Origin of the sequence: Dysgonomonas sp. 520 (assembly GCF_010501095.1) — a bacterium.
Classification (GTDB): domain Bacteria; phylum Bacteroidota; class Bacteroidia; order Bacteroidales; family Dysgonomonadaceae; genus QVMP01.
Genome location: NZ_QVMP01000010.1, coordinates 70,153 through 90,472, shown reverse-complemented (window position 1 = coordinate 90,472; position 20,320 = coordinate 70,153). Strand labels below are relative to the sequence as shown.

The following is a 20,320-nucleotide window of genomic DNA, read 5'->3' as shown; positions in this document are numbered from 1 at the left end:
TAAATTTACATTTTACTCATTAACTCCTCTGTTAATAAGAAATAATGACGTAAAAACATATAATAAAGTGTATTCACTCACTATACTCTTTCTATTTTATTCTCCCAACCCGGGCTTTTCGGTTCTACAAACAACCTCCATTATTAGAAAAAGTAATGATTGACTCCACAATTATTACCAAAATCAGCGATAATAGACTTTCAGCCTATACTAAAAATAGATCTCAACTCCATGAAATCCGTTATTATAATGTCTGCCGTGGCATCCGGTTCGTCATCGCCCCACCCTTTGCCTTTCAGCCAGATGGTTTTGCAACCGTTTTTCGATGCCGGCACAATATCTTTTGTGTAAGAATCGCCAATAACCACAACTTCTTCGGCAGGTAACCCCAAGGCTTCAACCCCTAAAGCAAATATGGCAGGATCCGGTTTTCGAACACCAACAACAGCCGATTCTATAATCTGATTAAAATACTTCAACAGTCCAAAGTCTTCCAGAACAGCTTGCACATTGCCATAGAAATTAGACACCAAAACCATCGGATAGTTTTTGTGCAGAAATTCCAGTATACTTTTTTCCCTCAAAATCAGATTCCGAACAAAGTTATAACATTGGTTCGAAATAGCAAGGCTATATTCACTTGTTTTCAGACTCTCTGATAAAAATTTATTCTCGACCAGATAATTGACCTGCAGGTCTACTTTCTTTAAAAGCAATTCTTTGAAGTTATCTTCCGACCCAATTACGGGATGTGTGGCCAGATATCGTTCGGCATACACATAGGCTTCACGAAATTGCTCTTTCGACACCGGCACTCCGATTTCTTCGTATGCTTCCCACAAAACCTCTGCCCAATGTTTGCCATTGCTGTCGATGGTTCCGCCATAATCGAATATGATGCCTTTTATTGAATCAATGTTTATCATAAATTTCTTATTGAAACGCTTTTTCCATTTGAAGTTCTGCCGTAAAATCCTTGCAGATTTTTTCGTGTGCAGAAATCATATATATTAAAATCACATTCAAAACTGTCAGTTCAAATGCAAAATAAATCCAAGGCTCACTGATAAGCATCGAAATGAACAGGACTATCGCACGGATATTGAAAGACAATACATTTGTCCACTTCATCAAGGGTAAACTTTTTTCACGAAATGCTTTACGGAAGTCTTCCGGAGCAGTTTCCCCGTATTTGGCTTTCACCAGTGTAAACATCTTCTGAAAAGACGGGCTCCAATTCTCTTGCCCCCGGGTATAGCTTCTGTAAAAGAATGCCACCAACTTCGGAAAGAAGTCTTTACCCCAGGATAAGGAATCATATTTTTCTGTCAATTCTTGCGAATTGTCTAATTCACTACCCGATTTTCCTTTTAAGAAAAGCAAATGTATATTCCTGTAATAATCAGCCATAGAGGCTTGTTTTGAATGACAAATACCTGCAATGATTGCAAATACCCATATCCACCACCCCCATGTTGGCATCAAGCGAAAACATATTGCGATGTAAATAGCTCCGAACCACAAATCACCTGCCAATCCGTCGAGTATACGTCCGAGAGGTGAATAGTTTTTTGTCATACGAGCCAATTGCCCGTCGGCACTGTCATACGAATTTGCCCAAACCAAAAGCAATATACCCAGAAGCGTTATCCAGATATTGTTTTCGAAATAAAAACAGATACCAGACCCCACACCCAGAAAAATACTGGCTATTGTGACTGCATTGGGGGTAATTCCAAGTTTCTGAAACCACAAAGCCCACCTATATCCTATTGGCCGATAGAAGTATATGTCTATTGGTTCTTCCGTATCCGACGATTTTAGAGTTGATTCGAATGAGGGTATATTTTGTTCCATTTACCTAAATCTTATAAATTTATTTCCTTCCCTGCTGTTTCTTTTTCACCTGTATATCAATACATTCGGCTATTCTGGGTGCTGCATCTTCACGGCAAGGCGCAAAACTCGGCCAATCGTTAAAATCTATAATTTTGAACGAGCCGTCTTCTGCAACTACACAATCTCCTCCGTAAATTTTCACATTCAAAACCTCTCCGGCTTTGTCGCAAGCCGCTTTCAGGTCTTTTTCAGAGAATGTATATTTATGTGCTTCCCCATTGATTTTCTCCAACCCAAACTTACTATGATTCAGGTCGAATGGATAGAAGCTAAAGAAGAAATCGGTATCTGCCACACCATAGAACTTAACCAAATCGCCCACCAAATGTTCATTTATCACTGCATTGGGTATTCCTCGCCATGCAAATTCTTTCAAAATATATTTTGCTTCATTTACACTTCTCACGTATGTCACATCCTCGCGATGTATCGCATGAAAATCGCCTCGTTTAATCCAAAATGCAGAAGCGTTCATCGCTTCCAATTTTTCCGTAGGGTCTTCGTCCGTATTTATGATGATGCTACTGGGGTGTGGAATATTATTTTCAAGCAACAAGCTGGTCATCTTGCCTCGGGTACAATTATCAATCCCGAATGCCGAATTAACCACCAAGGCTCCGTCTTTTTCCGCTTTCTGAAGTTTCGAAATCGTGCGTTTATCACGCACCATATTGAAAATAAATTCTTCTTCTACATCGCACAATACAAATTCGGCTTCGGTATAATCATGTACCTCATACCCCATTTTTTTCAGACATTCCGACGTCATATTGAATATCATGCCATCGTTGCCAATATGATTGGGCGAATACTTTGTCTGACGCTTTATTCCTGCTATCTTAGTTTTTGACATTATACTATTTGTTTCCTAACCCTTTATTTTCTTATTTCAAGAATTCTTCTGCTTTCACAATATCTCCGGCATGATCTACATCCAGAATCTTGGAAAACGGATATGCTTTAAGTTTCAAGCCATCGGCAACCAATTGCCGTTGAAAATTTCGCATGCGGGATTGCCCCGAAACCAAACATTTTTCCAACGTATCAATCGCCTTAGGGGTCAACCCATATATGCCTCCGGAAATATATCTACAATCATCCGATTGATCTAAAAAGCCCTTTATCATCATATCTGTGTCAACATCCACGTATAATGGCTTTTCATCATCAATGTAGTCTGTCACGGCCATCATTCCGTCCAAATCTTTGTCGGCTGCAAAGTTATTAATATATTTTACAAAATCGGCTTCACGGAATATCGTATCAACCGTAGTGAGACAGAATTTTTCATTTCTTAAGAAATCCCTCAGCTCGAAAAAGCTATGCATCGAACTTGGAGTAGATTTCACTATGATATTGAGGGGAATATCTAACTTTATAGTTTTAACATATTCTTGCACCATCGTCATTTCTTCGTTCACTATAATGCTGATTGACGATGCCCGGTTGTTTGCAAAGATATCAATTAGCCGCCGAATCATCTCCAACCCGTTTATTTTCACTAAAGGTTTAGGTACCGAAACCCCTTCCTGTGCCAAACGGGAACCTTCTCCGGCTGCTATTATTGCGTAGTTCATTTATTTACTTTTGAATATTACAACTAAACTTCATTGTCATCCTTTGCCAGATTAAGAACCTCATTATCACCGCCCTTTTCGAAATATAATTTTCTCAAAGGATTGGCATGCGCTTCGTCATAAGCCGTACGGTTGCGGTATGTATCTATTGCCATATAGATGGCCTGACGGAACGAAACCTCCGAGGCTTCATTCTTTCCGGCAATGTCATACGCCGTTCCGTGTGCAGGTGATGTGCGGATTACAGGTAGTCCGGCCGTAAAATTAACCCCGTCTTCCATTGCCAAGGTCTTGAACGGAGCCAATCCCTGATCGTGATACATTGCCAGTATACCATCAAAGTCTTTAAAGTGACCCGAACCAAAAAATCCATCTGAAGCGTAGGGTCCAAAACATAATATTCCGGCCTCGTCTGCGTCTTTCAACGCTGGCTCTATTATTTCGTTTTCTTCACCTCCCAACAATCCGTTTTCTCCGGCATGAGGATTAAGCGAAAGAACAGCGATGCGTGGCTTTTCGATGTTGAAGTCTCGCTTCAATGTCAGATTGAATATTTTCAGTATATCTACAATTTTCTCTTTTGTAATGCTTTCCGGAACTTTCGACAACGGAATGTGCCCCGTAACCAGAGCCACTCTCAAATCATCTTTAGCCAAGATCATCAAAGATTTTTCATTTTCGTTTCCGAACTTCTTTTCCAGATATTCGGTGTGTCCGGAAAAATGAAAATCGTCTTGTTGAATGTTATCTTTGTTGATCGGGGCAGTTACCAGAACGTCAATGACGCCTTCGGTCAAATCGGCTGTTGCCCTTTCCAACGACGCAAGCGATGATTCTCCTGCAACTTTCGTAGATTTCCCCAACTCAACTTTCACATCATCGGGCACACAGTTAATCACATTGATCTTGTTTATAACCGCTTCTTTTGCCGACTGCACCTGATTGAACGAAACTGGTGGTAAATCTAAAGCCTTACGATGATAAGACGCCACTTTTGTAGAGCCATAAACCACCGGAATACAAAGCTCTGCCATACGCAAATCGGCAAATGTTTTCAGTATTACTTCGTAACCTATGCCGTTAATATCGCCGTGTGTTATTCCTACTTTTATCATTTTTTGATTTCTATATTCTAATTTTGACTAAAATAAACCTAAAAGGTTTAATTCTGTCTATTTATTTAATTTTTTTCGCCTTTCTCTGTCGACAACATGCCGCAAGCCGCCGCAATATCCTCTCCCCGTGAAGAGCGGATAGTACATGTAAAGCCTTTAGCTGTGAGAAAATCCCTGAAACGCACCATTGTTTCATTGTCCGATGTATGCAAATCTACATCAGGAATGGCATGAAACCGTATCAGGTTTATCCTGCAATCGAATCCTTTTAATATTTTCGCCAACTCCCGTGCATGCAACAGAGAGTCGTTAAAATCCTTGAACATAATATATTCGAAAGACAATCGCCGCTGATGCGACCAATCATACTTTCGTAACAATTCCAAGACTTCCGACAATGGATATGCTTTCTCTACGGGCATTATCGACTGCCGTTGCTCTGCCAAAGGACTATGCAAACTTATAGCCAGATGTGCATTGCTTTCGTCCAGAAAGCGTTCCAATTTTGGGGTAAGCCCCGTTGTTGACAATGTTATTCGTTTAGGACTCCAAGCCATGCCATAATCTGCGGTTATTATTTCGAGCGCTTTCGCCACCTGTTCGTAGTTGTCTAATGGCTCGCCCATACCCATAAAAACGACATTTGTCAGCTTGTCCGATTCTTCAACTGAATATATTTGATTCAAGATTTCGTTTGATGACAGGTTTCCGTTAAATCCCTGTTTTCCGGTCATACAAAACAGGCAGTTAAGTTTGCATCCTACCTGAGATGAGACACAAAGCGTTGCCCTGTCGTCTTCGGGAATCATCACCGACTCTACGTATTTTCCGGCATCTGTTCTGAACAGGTATTTCACTGTTCCGTCTTTCGACTTCTGATTTTCTGCAGGATTAGTCCTGCCTATATCGTATTTTTCTGATAATATATTTCTGTTAGCCTGTGAAATGTTTGTCATTTCATCAACCGACGAAACTTTTTTCTTATACACCCAATCTGCTATTTGTTTTGCTGCAAATTTGGGCAAACCACACCCGTTGGCGACCTCCTTGAGTTCGTCTAAAGTCATTCCTAACAAGTGTTTTTTTTCTGTCATTTTCTTTGATATAATCCTATTTCGGCTGTTTTTTCTCCACAAATAAATTGTATGCTATTCTGCCCCCAATTCATCGAATGGACTGTGTATTCGTTTGTGAACGAAAATTCGGATTCTTCTTCCGTTTCTTCCTTCATCTGTTTTGTGGCAACGATAGGCGTTATCCTGATTTCTTTTCCACTTATACTAAGCCCCACGCTATCATTCATGGAAACATACTTTGTATCAATATATTCGGAAACCAACACCTTATCTATATATGCCTTTGTCTTTGTCACTTGCGGGTGAGTACGATTTTTCAACCGTCCTTTTACGGTATAAGACACCAACGACTTGGATGTGAACAAGTTCAGGTTACTCTCCAATACCTTCACCTCCAGCGAATCGATCTGCAATAAGTTTTGATTACCGCACCATCCTATCTCCCTGATCATTTTGATCTGGTTTTTCGGCTTGCGGGGATCGTTCGACAACAATCCGCACGAAGTGAACAAAAGGCTAACTGCCACCAAACAGATGATGGCAGCAAGCCCTTTACTGGATATATTTTTACAAACGTTTTTGTATTTCTTCATGCTCTTTTTCAAAGCCAGGCTTGTTTAAAAGCGCAAACATATTTTTCTTGTATGCTTCCACTCCCGGCTGATCGAATGGGTTCACACCCAACATGTATCCGCTTATGCCACACGCTTTCTCGAAGAAATAGATCAGTTGTCCGATATATTCTTCCGATAATTCGGGGATTTCAATTTTTATATTCGGTACGCCACCGTCTACGTGAGCCAATTGTGTTCCCAGTTCGGCCATTTTGTTAACAAAATCCACACGTTTTCCTTTCAGGAAGTTTAATCCGTCAAGGTCTTCCTCGTCGAACGGAACTTCAACCTTATATGCCGGATTTGCAACCGAAAGAACTGTTTCGAAAATGGTGCGTTCGCCTTCTTGAATCCACTGCCCCATAGAGTGCAGGTCGGTTGTGAAATCTACCGCAGCATTAAAAATTCCTTTATTTTCTTTTCCTTCACTTTCGCCATAAAGCTGTTTCCACCATTCAGCAAAAAAGTGAAGTTTCGGATTGTAATTTGCAAGGATCTCTATTTTCTTTCCTTTACCATACAACTCGTTACGTGTTACCGCATATTGTTCTGCTATGTTGTTTTCGAAAGCAACATCCGGAGCTGTATTTTTCTCCATGAAAGCTGCACCCGCAACCAATTTCTTAATATTGAGTCCTGCAACAGCAATGGGCAGAAGTCCCACAGGAGTAAGCACCGAGAAACGACCTCCCACATTGTCGGGAATCACATACATTTTGTAGCCTTCTTTCTTGGCTAATGTGTGCAATGCTCCACGAGCAGCGTCCGTAACAGCTACGATACGAGACTTACTTTCTTCTTTGCCAACCGATTTTTCCAACTCACTTTTCAAAATGCGGAAAGCCAATGCTGGCTCTGTTGTTGTTCCCGATTTTGATATATTGATGATACCAAAAGACTTATCCTTCAGGTAATCTAACAGTTCGTATAAATAATCTTCTCCGATATTTTGCCCTGCATAAACAATTACAGGATTTTTACGGTCTTTTTGCAATAGGTCGAAAGAGTTGGATAATGATTCAATCACAGCTCTTGCCCCCAAATACGAACCTCCGATTCCAACAACTACCACAACCTCACACTTGCTGCGAAGCGAATTTGCTGTTGCCTGAATATCATTCAAATGAGCTTCTGTGATTGACGACGGCAGATTGAGCCATCCAAGAAAATCGTTACCTTTTCCGTCTCCTTTATGCAATGTTTCGTTGCACTTTTTCGCAATAGATGCCTTGCTGTCAATCTCTTGTTGACTTATAAACGAAAGCACTTTATTTACTTCCAGTTTAATTGTTTTTCCCATAACCTAGTTTAGTGTAATTGATTATTATAGTTGATTGAGTTAGTTTCATTTCAAAATTTCTTCCCTCAATGATTTTATCTCGGCTCTTGCCGGAGAATTTTCATACAGGATACGATACACGGTTTCCACGATAGGAATATCTACCCTGTAACATTCATTTATTTCCATTATACATTTGGTGCCGTAATAGCCTTCCGCTATCATTTCCATTTCTATCTGGGCAGCTTTTACCGAATATCCTTTGCCAACCATCGACCCGAACGTACGGTTACGGCTAAAACTGGAATATGCCGTAACGAGCAAATCGCCCATATAAGCAGAGTTAAGGATAGATCGTTGAGCTGGCTCAACTACCTGCATAAACCGCTCCATCTCTATAACGGCATTGGATACCAAAACCGCCTGAAAATTATCGCCATACTTCAATCCATGACAAACACCCGAGGCTATGGCATATACATTTTTGAGAACCGCAGCCAACTCTATTCCATCTACATCCGACGACACCGATGCCTTCACAAACCTGTTACTGAAAAGATTGGCTACTTCTGCCGCTTTTTCCAGATCTTTACACGCTATTGTGGGGTAAGTGAGACGTTCCATCGCTATCTCCTCGGCATGACAAGGCCCTCCAATAATGGCAACCCGATCTGCCGGAACACCGTAATGCTTTATCAGATAGTCGGTAACAAGCAGGTTCTCAGGTGGAACTATGCCTTTTATGGCCGAAATAATAAACTTGTCATTTATCGGAACGGAAAGTTTTTCCAGATGTGATTTCAAAAACGGTGACGGAACAGCAAATATAAGTGTATCCGAATCTTTAACAGTCTCATTTATATCCGAATAGAAAGTAATCCGGTCTATATTGAACGGCACATTCGTCAGATAAGACGGGTTGTGCCCTATCCTGAGGAAATCTTCAATCTGTTCCGGACGGCGCATGTACCAGTTGATATGCGTTTCTTGTGTCAATACAATTTTCGCAAGAGCCGTAGCCCATGTGCCTCCGCCAAATATAGCAATTCGTCCTAGTTGTCTCATAGATAAGTAATTCCGGTTAAACAATAGAGAGTTATTTATTCGCTTTTTCCAGCCAATTTTTCACCTCTTCTTCTTTCGGGCTTGTCAGATTCAACTTATGTTTTTTGTTCAGCTCGTTCAACTCCTGACGGAATTTATTCGGATTTGCATCCTTCAAATCGTCAACAGTCAGATAGCCTGCTTTCTGAATTACAGATACCCATTCTTCAGGAATACCCAACTCCTGATATTTTGCAACAGGGTCTTTTTTCGCTACTTTTTCGGGGCGCATAGACGGGAACAGCAATACTTCCTGAATGGTGGGCTGACCTGTCAACAACATAGTCAACCTATCCATACCAATGCCCATACCCGATGTTGGAGGCATACCATATTCCAATGCACGGAGAAAATCCTGATCGATAAACATGGCCTCATCATCTCCTTTTTCCGACAATTTCATCTGTTCTTCGAAACGCTCACGCTGGTCGATTGGGTCGTTCAACTCGGAATAAGCATTCGCAAGTTCTTTTCCGTTTACCATCAACTCGAAACGCTCGGTCAGTTCAGGATTATCACGATGACGCTTTGTCAGAGGCGACATTTCGATAGGATAATCTGTTATAAATGTCGGTTGAATGTATTTGCCTTCACATTTTTCACCGAATATTTCGTCAATAAGTTTTCCTTTGCCCATGGTTTCGTCCTGCTCCACTCCTATTTGTTTACAAACTTCGCGAAGCTGGTTTTCGTCCATATCTGCAATATCTATTCCCGTATGGTCTTTTATCGACTGAATCATTGTCACCCTTGGGTATGGAGCCTTGAAGTCGATAACGTTGTCTCCCATTTGCACTTTTGTTGTCCCCAGAACCTCCAATGCCACTCGCTCAAGCATTTGTTCGGTAAACTCCATCATCCAATTGTAGTCTTTGTATGCTACATAAATTTCCATAACCGTAAATTCGGGGTTATGGGTTCTGTCCATCCCTTCGTTACGGAAATTACGAGAAAATTCATAAACACCGTCAAAACCGCCTACAATCAATCGTTTCAGATACAGTTCATTTGCTATACGCAAATACATATCCATATCTAAAGTGTTATGATGGGTGATAAATGGGCGTGCTGCTGCTCCTCCCGGAATGCTTTGTAGTACAGGCGTATCCACTTCCAGATAACCTCTTTCGTTGAAAAAATTACGCATAGAGTTGAAGATTTTGGTACGCTTCACGAATACGTCTTTAACTCCCTCATTGACAACCAAGTCTACATAACGTTGACGATAGCGAAGTTCAGGATCGTTGAATCCGTCATAAACCACGCCTTCTTTCGTTTTCACCACGGGAAGCGGGCGCAACGATTTTGCCAACACGGTCATAGACTCGGCATGAATGGATATCTCTCCCATTTGGGTACGGAAAACATATCCCGTAAATCCGACAAAATCGCCTATATCCAGCAATTTTTTGAAAACCGTGTTATATAAATCTTTATTTTCTTCGGGACAAAGATCATCCCTCGATATGTATACCTGAATACGTCCTTCCGAATCTTGTAGTTCTACAAATGATGCCTTACCCATAATACGACGGCTCATAATACGTCCGGCTATCGAAACCTTGCGTTTAGGCTCTTCGTCGTCTTTAAAATTTTCCTTTATTTCTGTGGAATATGCATTTACTTCATACAATGCTGCGGGATATGGTTCTATTCCCAACTGACGCATTTCGTCAAGACTTTTTCTGCGAATAACTTCTTGTTCGCTCAATTCAAGTATACTCATTTATTTATTTATTTTTAATGGTCACTGACCTATTAATCCAGTTACTGGTTACAAGTTTATATAATACAACCGGTTCATTAACTCGTAATTGTCAGAAAGGCAAAGTAACACGCAGTTAAGAAATTATCATTAATACAACCTATTACTTTCTCTCCTACCTATATTTACAATTAATCACACAAAATTAGTGTATTTTGCGTGATTAACGATATATTTCCCGTATGTTTCCAAATTTTATTTTGGCTTCATCATTTCCATCTCCAATTTTTTGGCTGCCTGAATAGCTTTCGAATCGTTCGGATTTTTCTCATATTTAGACAAATCCGGAATGGTCAACATCGTTCCGACAAGCAAAGAATTCGGATTACTTATTTTAGCTTGGTTTTCTTTATAGATATACACCCAAAAATCCGTCTTCCCATAATATCTGGCTGACAAATCTCTCAAAGACTCGCCTTTTTTCAACGCAACAGTCTGAGCTTTACCCGATTTTTCGGATTTTGCTTCTGTCCGATTTTCTACATCAGGTGTTTTACCTGCCGATTGCTGACCTTTTCCTGACGCCACTCCTGTTGCAAGCGTATCTTTCTTCAGTGCAAGCACATCCTGAGCCTTATTTAATTGTATTTGAAGATTCGATGCTTTTGGCTGCCTAGCTTCCGGCTCTACAGCCTCCTTGTCTTTTTGAGCTGAAACGCTATCGTTCTGTGCTTGGGTAGATTGCGTCTGTCCGTCTTGTTTCAAAGTATTTTCGTTGCTTTTTACAGTATCTTTCACAACGGGAACAACTATATTAGCCGATTGAACTAAAGTATCTCCGTCTCTTTCCTTCGCCCGTTGCGTCAACGAATCTATCTGCCTGCTAGTCATCTGCATGGCAGAATTCAAATCAACCACATTTGCTTGATTTACATCTTCATTATCAGCATCCGGCGTATATTGTAATATTTTTTTTGATTGGTTGATGGATAAATACAACTGATAAAAACCATAACCCGCCACACCCAACAGAATAATTCCTAAAATGATGAACGGCAACATTTTCACTCGTCTCCGAATCTTTGAATCGTCTTCATACAATGCCTCATAATCAGGATATTCTTCATCTTCCGGCAGTGCATCATTAGATAGATTGCCTTCTTCTTCTCCTATATCTTCTACACTTTCATCCGAAGGAACTACAAAGGCATTCTCAATAGAGACATCACTATCCGACGACTTTGGAGTTTCCAATATATCGTCATCAAACAATGGCGGAGGGGTTTCAGCCTGATCTAGCGGTGGAGGCATTTCGCCAATGCCTTCTTCTATCTCCAATACATCATCGTTTTCTTCTTCCGGAATATCTTCCTCTTCTGACAAATTATAAAAGTCAATATCTTCGTCTTCGTCTTCGTCTTCATCCGCTACGTCCTCTTCTTCCAGCAATAATTCCTCATCATCTTCTATTGGAGGAGGAGACTGTTCGGACGAATCGTCTATCTCTACATTTTCCGTTGGCAGATTATCAACAGTTTCTTCTACCAAAGGTTCATCATTATCCACTTGTACAGGGGGTGCCTGATCTACACTTTCCTTTTCTTTTTTGTCCTCGTTTTTTTCCACAGGTGCAGTATTTGTGGTTGACGACAAAATGGAAGGTGATATATACGACATTACAGGAACCGTCAACGAAACACTATTGGCTGTATCCGACTCCTGATAAACATACGAATACACATATCCGCTTTGTGTTTGCTGAACCGGAGCTACCGGCTTTGGAGACTCTGTATCTACTGCTTCTTCAACAACAGTTTCTTCGTCAAAAGCTGTATTGTCTGCTATTTCTTCTTTTTCAATATCCGAATCCGCCGCTTCTTCAAAGTCTTCTTTTTTCTCTTCTTGAGATTGTTTTTGCGCCAACTGGTCTGACGATTCATCTTCTATCAACACAGACTCGAAAGATGCGAATGGCTTATTCACCAATTCTTTCAATGCTTTGTCCGGAACAAAAGACAAGCGGTAATGAGCCGGAATCTGAATTTTCCGTCCGGTATTAACATCAACGCTCTCCCTGCTGCTTATTAGTATAGGCTTGAATGTTCCGAGATCCTTTACTTTTACAATCTCATTTTCCAGAACACGGTCGTATATAATGGCAAAAAGCTCCCTGCAAAAAGATTCAGAATCTTTTTTCGATAGCTTCATCTTCTTGCCTAGCAAATTTATTATATCCTGAAGTGTTAGTTTCTCGTTATTCATCACCCGACATATTTTTTAATTTGTCTTTCACCGCCTGACTTGGTCTGAATGCAGGTACAATTTTGGGAGGAACCAAGAATCTTTGCTTCGACACAGGATGTACTGTTACTCGTTCCTGCATCTTTTTCACATCAAATGCCCCAAAACCCTGAACATTGATGGAATTACTATTTGCCAGATTTTGATTTATTATGGATACAGTTGCATCCAGAACATCTGAAGTTTTTCCTTGTGTCCAGCTCAATCGTTTTGCAAGCTCATTTATCAGTTCTTTATTTGTCATAAACAGATTTTTTGTTCTTAATCTTAACAAATATATCAACAGTACAGTTCTCCAAATAGCTCAAATGGTTGTGAACCAGTTATTTTAACTTTATAAAATTCACCAACATGAATTCTATCATCTTTTTTCACCAACACTTCCGGGTCAACCTCGGGCGAGTCAAACTCGGTTCTACCGACATAATACTCAGTTTCTTCCCGGTCTATTATGACTTCAAATATACAACCAATTTTCGATTCATTCAGTTCCGACGACAATTTTTCTTGCACTGCCATCAGTTCATCCATCCTGTTTTGCTTTTCTTCGTCTGAAATTTCGTCGTTATAATGCTTATAAGCATACGTTCCGTCTTCGTTAGAATATGGGAATGCTCCCATGCGTTCGAAACGTGTTTCTTTGACAAAGGTAATCAATTCTTTGAAATCTTGTTCACTTTCTCCGGGATGTCCGACCATTAAAGTTGTACGCAGGTGAATTCCGGGCACTTCTTTTCGTATCGTTTCTATCAAATCCAGCGTTTCCTGCTTCGATATATTCCGCCTCATTTTAGTCAGCACGTTGTCCGAAACATGCTGCAATGCGATATCCAGATACTTGCACACATTGTCTCGCTCACGCATCACCCGCAGCAAATCGAACGGAAATTTTGCAGGATAGGCATAATGCAGCCGTATCCACTTCACGCCCGGAACATCCGATATTCGCTCAACAAGTTCGGGCAACATCATTTTTTTATACCGGTCAAGCCCATAATAGGTAAGATCTTGAGCTATAACCTGAAATTCCTTCACGCCTTCCGCTACCAGATTTTCCACTTCGCCTACAATCTCTTCCATCGAACGAGATTGATATTTCCCCGTCATTACGGGAATAGAACAATACGAACACGTACGATTACAGCCTTCCGCTATTTTCAGATAAGCATAATGATTGGGCGTGGTAATTTCGCGGCAGAGAGCATAATCCTGCAAATAGGATTTACCCAAATCCTGCATCAACTCTTTCCAATTGAATTTACCGTAAAACTTGTCCACTTCCGGGATTTCGAGCTGCAATTCCTTCATATACCTCTCTGTCAGGCATCCCATAACAAAGAGTTTATTTATTTTCCTATCTTGTTTTGCTTGCGCAAAATTCAATATGGTATTGATAGATTCTTCCTTGGCATCGGCAATAAAGCCACAGGTGTTAACAACTACAATTTCACCTTCTATTTGTTCAGGGTCGTGACTAACCGTATAGCCACTTGCCAGAAGTTGCTTCATTAACAACTCAGAATCCACTAAATTTTTTGAACACCCCAGGGTGATTATATCAACTCTATTTTTCTTCATTCATTAAGGTCGCAAACCTACTTTACCATCTCGCTTTTGCGTGGATGTATGTTGCTTATTTTGATCAACAAACAACCTTAGCAGGTATAGCTCGAAAATGTTTTAATTTATTACTATTGACCGCTTGTTACTTTATTTCCCAAACAAAGAATCTACAAATTCTTTTCTGCGAAACACCTGCAAATCATCAATACCTTCTCCCAGGCCTATATATCTGACAGGTATTTTGAATTGATCTGAAATACCGATCACAACACCCCCTTTGGCTGTTCCGTCCAGTTTGGTTATTGCAAGGGCGCTCACATCTGTTGCTGCGGTGAATTGTTTGGCTTGCTCAAACGCATTCTGACCTGTTGAACCATCCAATACCAGAAGAACTTCGTGTGGCGAATCAGGAACGATCTTACTCATCACATTTTTTATTTTCGTCAGTTCGTTCATCAATCCTACTTTATTGTGCAAACGTCCGGCCGTATCAATTATAACAACATCTGCATCGTTCGCTTTTGCCGAACTAATCGTGTCGAATGCCACGGAAGCCGGGTCTGCTCCCATCTTTTGTTTCACAACGGGAACCCCTACTCGTTCGCCCCAGATTGTCAACTGCTCCACGGCAGCCGCCCTGAATGTATCGGCTGCTCCCAGATATACAGATTTCCCTGCTTTTTTAAATTGATTTGCCAATTTTCCTATCGTAGTAGTCTTCCCTACTCCATTAACGCCCACAACCATAATAACATACGGATGCTTGTCGGCCGGAACTGAGAAATCGTCTTCGTCTACCGAATTGTTTTCGGTCAGAAGATCTACAATTTCTTCCCGAAGCATTTCGCTCAACTCGTCTGCGCCCACGTACTTATCTTTGGCTACACGCTTTTCTATCCGTTGAATAATCTTCAAGGTTGTATCAACCCCAACGTCGGATGTCAGAAGCACTTCTTCCAATTCGTCAAGAAAATCATCATCTACTTTTGATTTCCCAACCACCATACGCGAAAGTTTGGAAAACATACTTTCCTTGGTTTTCTCCAAACCTTTATCCAGATTTTCTTTTTTTGACTTTGAGAAAAAATCGAATAATCCCATACCGAACCTTCCTTTTCTTGTTATTATCTGTTAATGAAGCGAATATATATATAAACCCGATACTGTCATAATAAAAAACCTCCTCTCAAGTGCATGAAAGGAGGTTTTTTTAATATTTTTAACTCTATAATTATTTAGAGAAATAATCCTTCACCGAATCATTAGGAATCATCTCTTCTTTGAAAGTATAAGCACCTGTCTTAGGAGATTTTTCCATTTTGATAACTTTCGTGTAGTTGCGACCGTCTTTTGAAGCCGGGTCACGATATCCTGCGACTGTTTTCTTTGCCATGAGTTATATCTTTTACTTTATTTCTTTATGAACAGTTACTTTCTTAAGAATTGGATTGTATTTCTTCAACTCAAGTCTTTCTGTTGTGTTTTTTCTGTTTTTTGTTGTGATATATCTCGATGTTCCGGGCATACCACTTTCTTTGTGTTCGGTACATTCCAAGATCACTTGGATTCTGTTACCTTTTGCTTTTTTTGCCATTTTCTGTTTCTCCTCCGATTTAAGCGTTTAAATACCCTTTTTCAGCAGCTTTCTTTATTGCTGCATCCAACCCGATTTTGTTAATTGTACGAAGTCCGGCCGCTGAAACGCTTAAACGAACCCAGCAATCCTCTTCTACCCAATAGAATTTTTTTGTAAACAGGTTGACATCAAATTTTCTTTTAGTCTTTCTATTCGAGTGAGAAACGTTGTTTCCAACCATCGCTTTCTTACCTGTTATTTGACAAATCTTAGACATTATCCTCTATATTTTTATTGTTTATTTTCTGGTTGTTATCCAAAACGGACTGCAAAAGTAAATTATTTTTTTATATATCACAAACATTTAACGGGTTAAATTTATTCTCTTTATCGAAATTTTCTTCAAAATTTATCGCACGGCTTTAGAAATGACGCCTTACAGCAAACAAGATGAGACGAGTTGTGGCACATCTTCACCTCCTTATTCTTTTTGTTAAATCACTTAAAGAATTTTCCGTCAAACTTCTTTCTAAATGGATTATCTTGTACCTTTGCACCACAAAAAAACAGTGATTTTGAATGACATGGGGCAATCATTCGCACGTTCAAGAATTTAAGGTTATTCCGAAAGCCCTCAACTACTTAAACTTAGAAATGCTATTATGGCAAAGGCAGCAAATATAGACGACTTAGCTAATAAGAAAATCAGCACATTATTGTGGCAGTATGCACTACCTGCAATCATTGGCACAATTGTTAATACTTTATACAACATCATCGACGGTGTTTTTATCGGGCATTGGGTGGGCAAAGAGGCATTGAGCGGACTTGGCGTCATACTCCCCATTATGAACCTTACTGCTGCAGTCGGGATGCTTGTGGGCGCAGGATCGGCTAGCCGTATATCAATCAGCTTGGGTTTGAAAGACCGTGACCGGGCGGAAAAAATTGCAGGGACTTCTTTCTTGCTGACGTTAATCCTCAGTGGGATAGTAATCGGACTACTTCTGATATTCCTGAAACCTGTATTAATGCTTGCCGGAGCCAGCGAAGTCACATATCCTTACGCAAGAGATTTCCTTGTAATATTTCTGCCCGGAAACTTATTCTTATCATTGTGCTTCAATTTCAACAATATGATGCGTGCATCCGGCTATCCTATGAAAGCCATGATAACAATGCTCATCAGTGTTGTTGCCAACATTATATTAGCACCTATCTTCATCCTTGTTTTCGACATGGGAATGAAGGGTGCTGCAACCGCCACTTTCTTGTCGATGGTTATCAGCTTTTTGTTTGTGATGCATCATTTCGTAAACAAAAACAGCTTCATCAGGCTTAGAAAAGAAAACATGAAACTTCGTGGCGATATTGTGAAATCGATCGTAACCATCGGACTTTCTCCTTTCTTTATGCAAATTGCGGCATCGATTGTTGTTGTATTTATAAATTACCAACTTCGCCAGTATGCAGGAACAGCCGGAGCAACCGGGGACGATGCCATTGCGGCATACTCAAATGCCAATCGATTGATCATGCTTGTTGTTATGATCGTTGTCGGGCTGACTCAAGGCATGCAGCCAATAGTCGGATATAATTATGGTGCAAAGAATTTCGAAAGGGTTAAGTCCGTATTATTCTACACGGTAAAGGTGGGCATTTGCATCACTACAATCGGATTCCTTTGCAGCTTTTTCATTCCCAAGGTATTTGTACAGGCTTTCAGTTCCGATCCGGAAATCACAAACCTGTCGGCTACTGCCTTAAGATACATTACACTCTCGTTTGTTGTTGTTGGCTTCCAGATTGTAACTTCAAACTTCTTCCAGTCAATAGGTATGGCTGCAAAAGCAATATTCCTGAGCCTTACACGTCAGGTATTATTCCTCATTCCGGCACTATTCATCATGCCCCGATTTTTAGGGCTTAACGGCGTATGGCTATCAATGCCTCTTGCCGATCTTCTAGCTACAATCACCACAGCAGTTATGATTACATGGCAGATAAAGAAATTCAAAAGCATGGAGAAAAATGGCATATGATATAAAAACAGACAAAAAAAAATAAGGATTCAAAAATTTGAATCCTTATTTTTTTTATTCCTCTATATTTTAATTAAGCTCCTTGCTTAAGAATTTTAGCCTCTTCAATATATCTTGCTGCATCGTAGGCATCTCTTGAGTTCATGTAGTTGTTCCGAATAAGAGTGAACAATTCGATCACTTTATCATAGTTTTTCAACTCGCGATAAGTCAACGCTGCCTTTTTGTAATAGATAGGACTATAAAGATCGTTATTTGCTTTTTTCGCAGCTGTTTCAAACAACTTCACAGCCTTTTCCAACTCTCCTTTATTCACATAGCAATCGCCAAGAACAACTTTCGCCTGATAAGTGAACAACTCGTCGCTTCCGCTGTAACTTTCCAGATACTCTATCGCACTGTCGTAGTTACCCATGTGCGCATGGCACATACCGGCATAAGCCTTTGCCAATTTTCCGGAAGTAGTGGAACCATACGTATTTGCGATTTCTTCAAATCCCACAAACTCATTGCCATCGCCATACAGCGCAAGAGAATCCTTACCTTGCTCAAAATACTGTTCGCCCCTGAACATCGCTGCCTGAGCTTCCAGATTTTTAGGTTGTAGGTACAAATATTTATATGCCATAAATAAGCATACAACCAAAACAACAGCACCAATTCCGATAAGTATTTGTTTCTGGTATTTTTCGATGAAATTCTCAGACTTAATAACAGCGTTATCAATCTTATTCCAATCTTGTTCTTCTCTAATTGCTTCTTGTTTTTTCTTCGATGGTGCCATCTTCTATTCTATAAAAATATTATGATTATTAGTACATTAAGGTTTCATACCTTTTCATTTACTCTTGCAAGCACAACAGCAGAAGGTATTTGCTATTCAAACATCCTAAATGCTAGTTATCACTTACCAAGCAGCCGCAAAAATAGTTGTTTTCTAAATACAAAAGAAACAATAACCTGTTTTTTTTATATTAAATCCTTTATTTTATGAAAAATATAATTCATTTCCTCATACTTTTTCAAGAAAGAAAATAACGATTAACTTTGCACTTTCTAAAAAATCTAACAAAACAAGGTCTGAAATATATGCAAAAACCATCTATCCCCAAAGGAACCAGAGACTTCTCTCCGGAAGAAATGTCGAAAAGGAACTACATATTCAACACAATCAGGGAAGTTTATAAACTATATGGTTTTCAACAAATTGAAACACCGGCAATGGAAAACCTGTCTACCCTAATGGGTAAATACGGAGAAGAAGGTGACAAACTTTTATTTAAGATACTGAATTCGGGCGATTTTCTCTCCAACTTTTCGCAAGAAGAGCTGCTGGAGAAAAACTCAAATAAATTTGCTCTCAAAGCATCTGAAAAGGGATTGAGGTATGACCTCACAGTTCCTTTTGCCAGATATGTGGTTATGCACCGAAACGAAATCACGTTTCCATTCAGGCGATATCAGATTCAACCGGTCTGGAGAGCCGACAGGCCTCAGAAAGGGCGTTATCGTGAATTTTTTCAATGCGATGCCGATGTTGTTGGCTCCGACTCATTGCTCAACGAGGTCGAGTTAATTCAAATCATCGACGAAGTATTTTCCCGATTCGGAATCAGGGTAGCGATAAAACTGAACAACAGGAAAATTCTGGCGGGTATAGCCGAAATATTGGGGCAGGCCGACAAAATAGTTGACATAACAGTTGCTATCGACAAGCTGGACAAGATAGGTTTGGAAAAAGTGAATGAAGAACTTATCGGAAAAGGAATTTCCGAATCTGCGATTAAACAGCTGGAACCTATAATATTGCTATCGGGCAGCAACAATGAAAAACTGCAAAAACTACAATCAATCCTTTCTCAATCGGAAATAGGATTGAAAGGAATTGAGGAGTTAAGCTATATAATTAATATTTGCGAATCGTTCGATTTACGTTCAACCCTGGAACTGGACCTCACTCTTGCACGGGGATTGAATTACTATACGGGAGCCATTATTGAAGTCAAGGCTTTGGACGTACAAATAGGAAGCATTACCGGCGGTGGACGCTACGACGACCTGACCGGAATTTTCGGGCTCAGCAACGTTTCGGGTGTGGGCATTTCTTTTGGCGCCGACCGTATTTTTGACGTTCTGAATCAACTTGACCTTTACCCGAAAGAGTCTATCGACAACACGGATATACTTTTTGCTAATTTAGGGGATAAAGAAATAGCCTACATCTTGCCTCTCGTATCTAAACTTCGCAAGAATGGCGTTAGGGTGGAGATTTACCCCGATTCTTCGAAACTGAAGAAACAAATGTCGTATGCCGACTCAAGGAATATTAGTCATGTTATCATTGCCGGCGAGGAAGAGATTGCAAGCAACGAACTGACTATAAAAAACATGACGACAGGAGAACAGTCAAAAATATCCTACACCGATCTGGAAACTAAAAAGGAGTGGTAACCCACTCCTTCGCTATAT

General features: G+C 40.2%; 20 protein-coding genes. 2 read left to right on the top strand and 18 right to left on the bottom strand.

What is annotated here, in order from left to right; translation table 11 throughout:
* Window positions 1-200: 200 nt before the first annotated feature.
* The 17 genes from D0T56_RS08030 to rpmB form a co-directional block, all read right to left on the bottom strand.
* Window positions 201-926: an HAD family hydrolase gene (locus D0T56_RS08030; protein WP_163319623.1), complete on the bottom strand. Its 726-nt coding sequence runs from the start codon at window positions 924-926 to the stop codon at window positions 201-203.
* A gap of 7 nt (window positions 927-933) precedes the next feature.
* Complete coding sequence (locus tag D0T56_RS08025; protein ID WP_163319622.1) at window positions 934-1,857, bottom strand: CDP-alcohol phosphatidyltransferase family protein; 924 nt, start codon at window positions 1,855-1,857, stop codon at window positions 934-936.
* 19 nt (window positions 1,858-1,876) lie between these two features.
* Window positions 1,877-2,752: a hypothetical protein gene (locus D0T56_RS08020; protein ID WP_163319621.1), complete on the bottom strand. Its 876-nt coding sequence runs from the start codon at window positions 2,750-2,752 to the stop codon at window positions 1,877-1,879.
* 31 nt (window positions 2,753-2,783) lie between these two features.
* The gene (locus D0T56_RS08015) at window positions 2,784-3,476 is read right to left on the bottom strand and encodes a sugar phosphate nucleotidyltransferase (protein ID WP_163319620.1); all 693 of its coding nucleotides are present in this window, start codon (window positions 3,474-3,476) and stop codon (window positions 2,784-2,786) included.
* A 23-nt stretch (window positions 3,477-3,499) separates the two neighbouring features.
* Window positions 3,500-4,591, bottom strand: a complete 1,092-nt coding sequence (pdxA, locus tag D0T56_RS08010; protein ID WP_163319619.1) for a 4-hydroxythreonine-4-phosphate dehydrogenase PdxA — start codon at window positions 4,589-4,591, stop codon at window positions 3,500-3,502.
* Between the two features lie 65 nt (window positions 4,592-4,656).
* Window positions 4,657-5,685 carry a 23S rRNA (adenine(2503)-C(2))-methyltransferase RlmN gene (gene rlmN / locus D0T56_RS08005; protein ID WP_163319618.1) on the bottom strand — a complete coding sequence of 343 codons (1,029 nt, stop codon included), beginning with the start codon at window positions 5,683-5,685 and terminating at the stop codon, window positions 4,657-4,659.
* On the bottom strand, window positions 5,682-6,260 hold the full coding sequence (locus D0T56_RS08000; RefSeq protein ID WP_163319617.1) for a hypothetical protein: 579 nt from the start codon (window positions 6,258-6,260) through the stop codon (window positions 5,682-5,684). The genes rlmN and D0T56_RS08000 overlap by 4 nt, the downstream gene beginning before the upstream one ends.
* Window positions 6,235-7,581, bottom strand: a complete 1,347-nt coding sequence (locus D0T56_RS07995) for a glucose-6-phosphate isomerase (RefSeq protein WP_163319616.1) — start codon at window positions 7,579-7,581, stop codon at window positions 6,235-6,237. Before D0T56_RS07995 ends, D0T56_RS08000 begins: the two co-directional genes overlap by 26 nt.
* A 45-nt stretch (window positions 7,582-7,626) precedes the next feature.
* Entirely contained in the window at window positions 7,627-8,625 is a 999-nt protein-coding gene (locus tag D0T56_RS07990; RefSeq protein ID WP_163319615.1) for an NAD(P)H-dependent glycerol-3-phosphate dehydrogenase, read from the bottom strand.
* Between the two features lie 31 nt (window positions 8,626-8,656).
* Window positions 8,657-10,390 (bottom strand): lysine--tRNA ligase, encoded by a 1,734-nt coding sequence (gene lysS, locus D0T56_RS07985; protein WP_163319614.1) that lies wholly within the window; start codon window positions 10,388-10,390, stop codon window positions 8,657-8,659.
* Between the two features lie 234 nt (window positions 10,391-10,624).
* On the bottom strand, window positions 10,625-12,631 hold the full coding sequence (locus D0T56_RS07980) for an HU family DNA-binding protein (RefSeq protein ID WP_163319613.1): 2,007 nt from the start codon (window positions 12,629-12,631) through the stop codon (window positions 10,625-10,627).
* Window positions 12,624-12,914 (bottom strand): HU family DNA-binding protein, encoded by a 291-nt coding sequence (locus D0T56_RS07975; protein ID WP_163319612.1) that lies wholly within the window; start codon window positions 12,912-12,914, stop codon window positions 12,624-12,626. The genes D0T56_RS07980 and D0T56_RS07975 overlap by 8 nt, the downstream gene beginning before the upstream one ends.
* Before the next feature lie 35 nt (window positions 12,915-12,949).
* Window positions 12,950-14,248, bottom strand: coding sequence for a 30S ribosomal protein S12 methylthiotransferase RimO (gene rimO, locus D0T56_RS07970; protein ID WP_163319611.1), 1,299 nt, complete (start codon window positions 14,246-14,248; stop codon window positions 12,950-12,952).
* A 132-nt stretch (window positions 14,249-14,380) separates the two neighbouring features.
* The gene (gene ftsY, locus D0T56_RS07965; RefSeq protein ID WP_163319610.1) at window positions 14,381-15,334 is read right to left on the bottom strand and encodes a signal recognition particle-docking protein FtsY; all 954 of its coding nucleotides are present in this window, start codon (window positions 15,332-15,334) and stop codon (window positions 14,381-14,383) included.
* Window positions 15,335-15,464: 130 nt separating this feature from the next.
* A complete protein-coding gene (locus tag D0T56_RS07960; RefSeq protein ID WP_163319609.1) occupies window positions 15,465-15,626 on the bottom strand; it encodes a DUF4295 domain-containing protein in 162 nt (53 codons plus the stop codon).
* A 12-nt stretch (window positions 15,627-15,638) separates the two neighbouring features.
* Entirely contained in the window at window positions 15,639-15,827 is a 189-nt protein-coding gene (gene rpmG, locus D0T56_RS07955) for a 50S ribosomal protein L33 (RefSeq protein ID WP_163319608.1), read from the bottom strand.
* Between the two features lie 19 nt (window positions 15,828-15,846).
* Window positions 15,847-16,086 (bottom strand): 50S ribosomal protein L28, encoded by a 240-nt coding sequence (gene rpmB, locus D0T56_RS07950; RefSeq protein ID WP_163319607.1) that lies wholly within the window; start codon window positions 16,084-16,086, stop codon window positions 15,847-15,849.
* A 385-nt stretch (window positions 16,087-16,471) separates the two neighbouring features.
* Here rpmB and D0T56_RS07945 point away from each other — a divergent pair, with 385 nt between their 5' ends.
* Complete coding sequence (locus D0T56_RS07945; protein ID WP_163319606.1) at window positions 16,472-17,851, top strand: MATE family efflux transporter; 1,380 nt, start codon at window positions 16,472-16,474, stop codon at window positions 17,849-17,851.
* A gap of 73 nt (window positions 17,852-17,924) precedes the next feature.
* On the opposite strand, the gene D0T56_RS07940 is transcribed toward D0T56_RS07945, so the two are convergent.
* Window positions 17,925-18,635, bottom strand: a complete 711-nt coding sequence (locus tag D0T56_RS07940) for a tol-pal system YbgF family protein (protein ID WP_163319605.1) — start codon at window positions 18,633-18,635, stop codon at window positions 17,925-17,927.
* A 305-nt stretch (window positions 18,636-18,940) separates the two neighbouring features.
* Here D0T56_RS07940 and hisS point away from each other — a divergent pair, with 305 nt between their 5' ends.
* Window positions 18,941-20,302, top strand: coding sequence for a histidine--tRNA ligase (gene hisS, locus D0T56_RS07935; RefSeq protein WP_163319604.1), 1,362 nt, complete (start codon window positions 18,941-18,943; stop codon window positions 20,300-20,302).
* The last annotated feature ends 18 nt before the right edge of the window (window positions 20,303-20,320 follow it).

Excerpts from the sequence above, each read along its gene's own strand:
- ftsY (WP_163319610.1), bottom strand. The coding sequence starts at position 15,334 with ATGGGATTATTCGATTTTTTCTCAAAGTCAAAAAAAGAAAATCTGGAT.
- D0T56_RS08015 (WP_163319620.1), bottom strand. The coding sequence starts at position 3,476 with ATGAACTACGCAATAATAGCAGCCGGAGAAGGTTCCCGTTTGGCACAG.
- D0T56_RS07975 (WP_163319612.1), bottom strand. The coding sequence starts at position 12,914 with ATGACAAATAAAGAACTGATAAATGAGCTTGCAAAACGATTGAGCTGG.
- D0T56_RS07945 (WP_163319606.1), top strand. The coding sequence starts at position 16,472 with ATGGCAAAGGCAGCAAATATAGACGACTTAGCTAATAAGAAAATCAGC.
- rlmN (WP_163319618.1), bottom strand. The coding sequence starts at position 5,685 with ATGACAGAAAAAAAACACTTGTTAGGAATGACTTTAGACGAACTCAAG.
- pdxA (WP_163319619.1), bottom strand. The coding sequence starts at position 4,591 with ATGATAAAAGTAGGAATAACACACGGCGATATTAACGGCATAGGTTAC.
- lysS (WP_163319614.1), bottom strand. The coding sequence starts at position 10,390 with ATGAGTATACTTGAATTGAGCGAACAAGAAGTTATTCGCAGAAAAAGT.
- D0T56_RS07980 (WP_163319613.1), bottom strand. The coding sequence starts at position 12,631 with ATGAATAACGAGAAACTAACACTTCAGGATATAATAAATTTGCTAGGC.
- D0T56_RS07990 (WP_163319615.1), bottom strand. The coding sequence starts at position 8,625 with ATGAGACAACTAGGACGAATTGCTATATTTGGCGGAGGCACATGGGCT.
- D0T56_RS07995 (WP_163319616.1), bottom strand. The coding sequence starts at position 7,581 with ATGGGAAAAACAATTAAACTGGAAGTAAATAAAGTGCTTTCGTTTATA.
- hisS (WP_163319604.1), top strand. The coding sequence starts at position 18,941 with ATGCAAAAACCATCTATCCCCAAAGGAACCAGAGACTTCTCTCCGGAA.
- D0T56_RS07960 (WP_163319609.1), bottom strand. The coding sequence starts at position 15,626 with ATGGCAAAGAAAACAGTCGCAGGATATCGTGACCCGGCTTCAAAAGAC.
- rpmB (WP_163319607.1), bottom strand. The coding sequence starts at position 16,086 with ATGTCTAAGATTTGTCAAATAACAGGTAAGAAAGCGATGGTTGGAAAC.
- rpmG (WP_163319608.1), bottom strand. The coding sequence starts at position 15,827 with ATGGCAAAAAAAGCAAAAGGTAACAGAATCCAAGTGATCTTGGAATGT.
- D0T56_RS08025 (WP_163319622.1), bottom strand. The coding sequence starts at position 1,857 with ATGGAACAAAATATACCCTCATTCGAATCAACTCTAAAATCGTCGGAT.
- D0T56_RS08000 (WP_163319617.1), bottom strand. The coding sequence starts at position 6,260 with ATGAAGAAATACAAAAACGTTTGTAAAAATATATCCAGTAAAGGGCTT.
- D0T56_RS08030 (WP_163319623.1), bottom strand. The coding sequence starts at position 926 with ATGATAAACATTGATTCAATAAAAGGCATCATATTCGATTATGGCGGA.
- D0T56_RS08020 (WP_163319621.1), bottom strand. The coding sequence starts at position 2,752 with ATGTCAAAAACTAAGATAGCAGGAATAAAGCGTCAGACAAAGTATTCG.
- rimO (WP_163319611.1), bottom strand. The coding sequence starts at position 14,248 with ATGAAGAAAAATAGAGTTGATATAATCACCCTGGGGTGTTCAAAAAAT.
- D0T56_RS07940 (WP_163319605.1), bottom strand. The coding sequence starts at position 18,635 with ATGGCACCATCGAAGAAAAAACAAGAAGCAATTAGAGAAGAACAAGAT.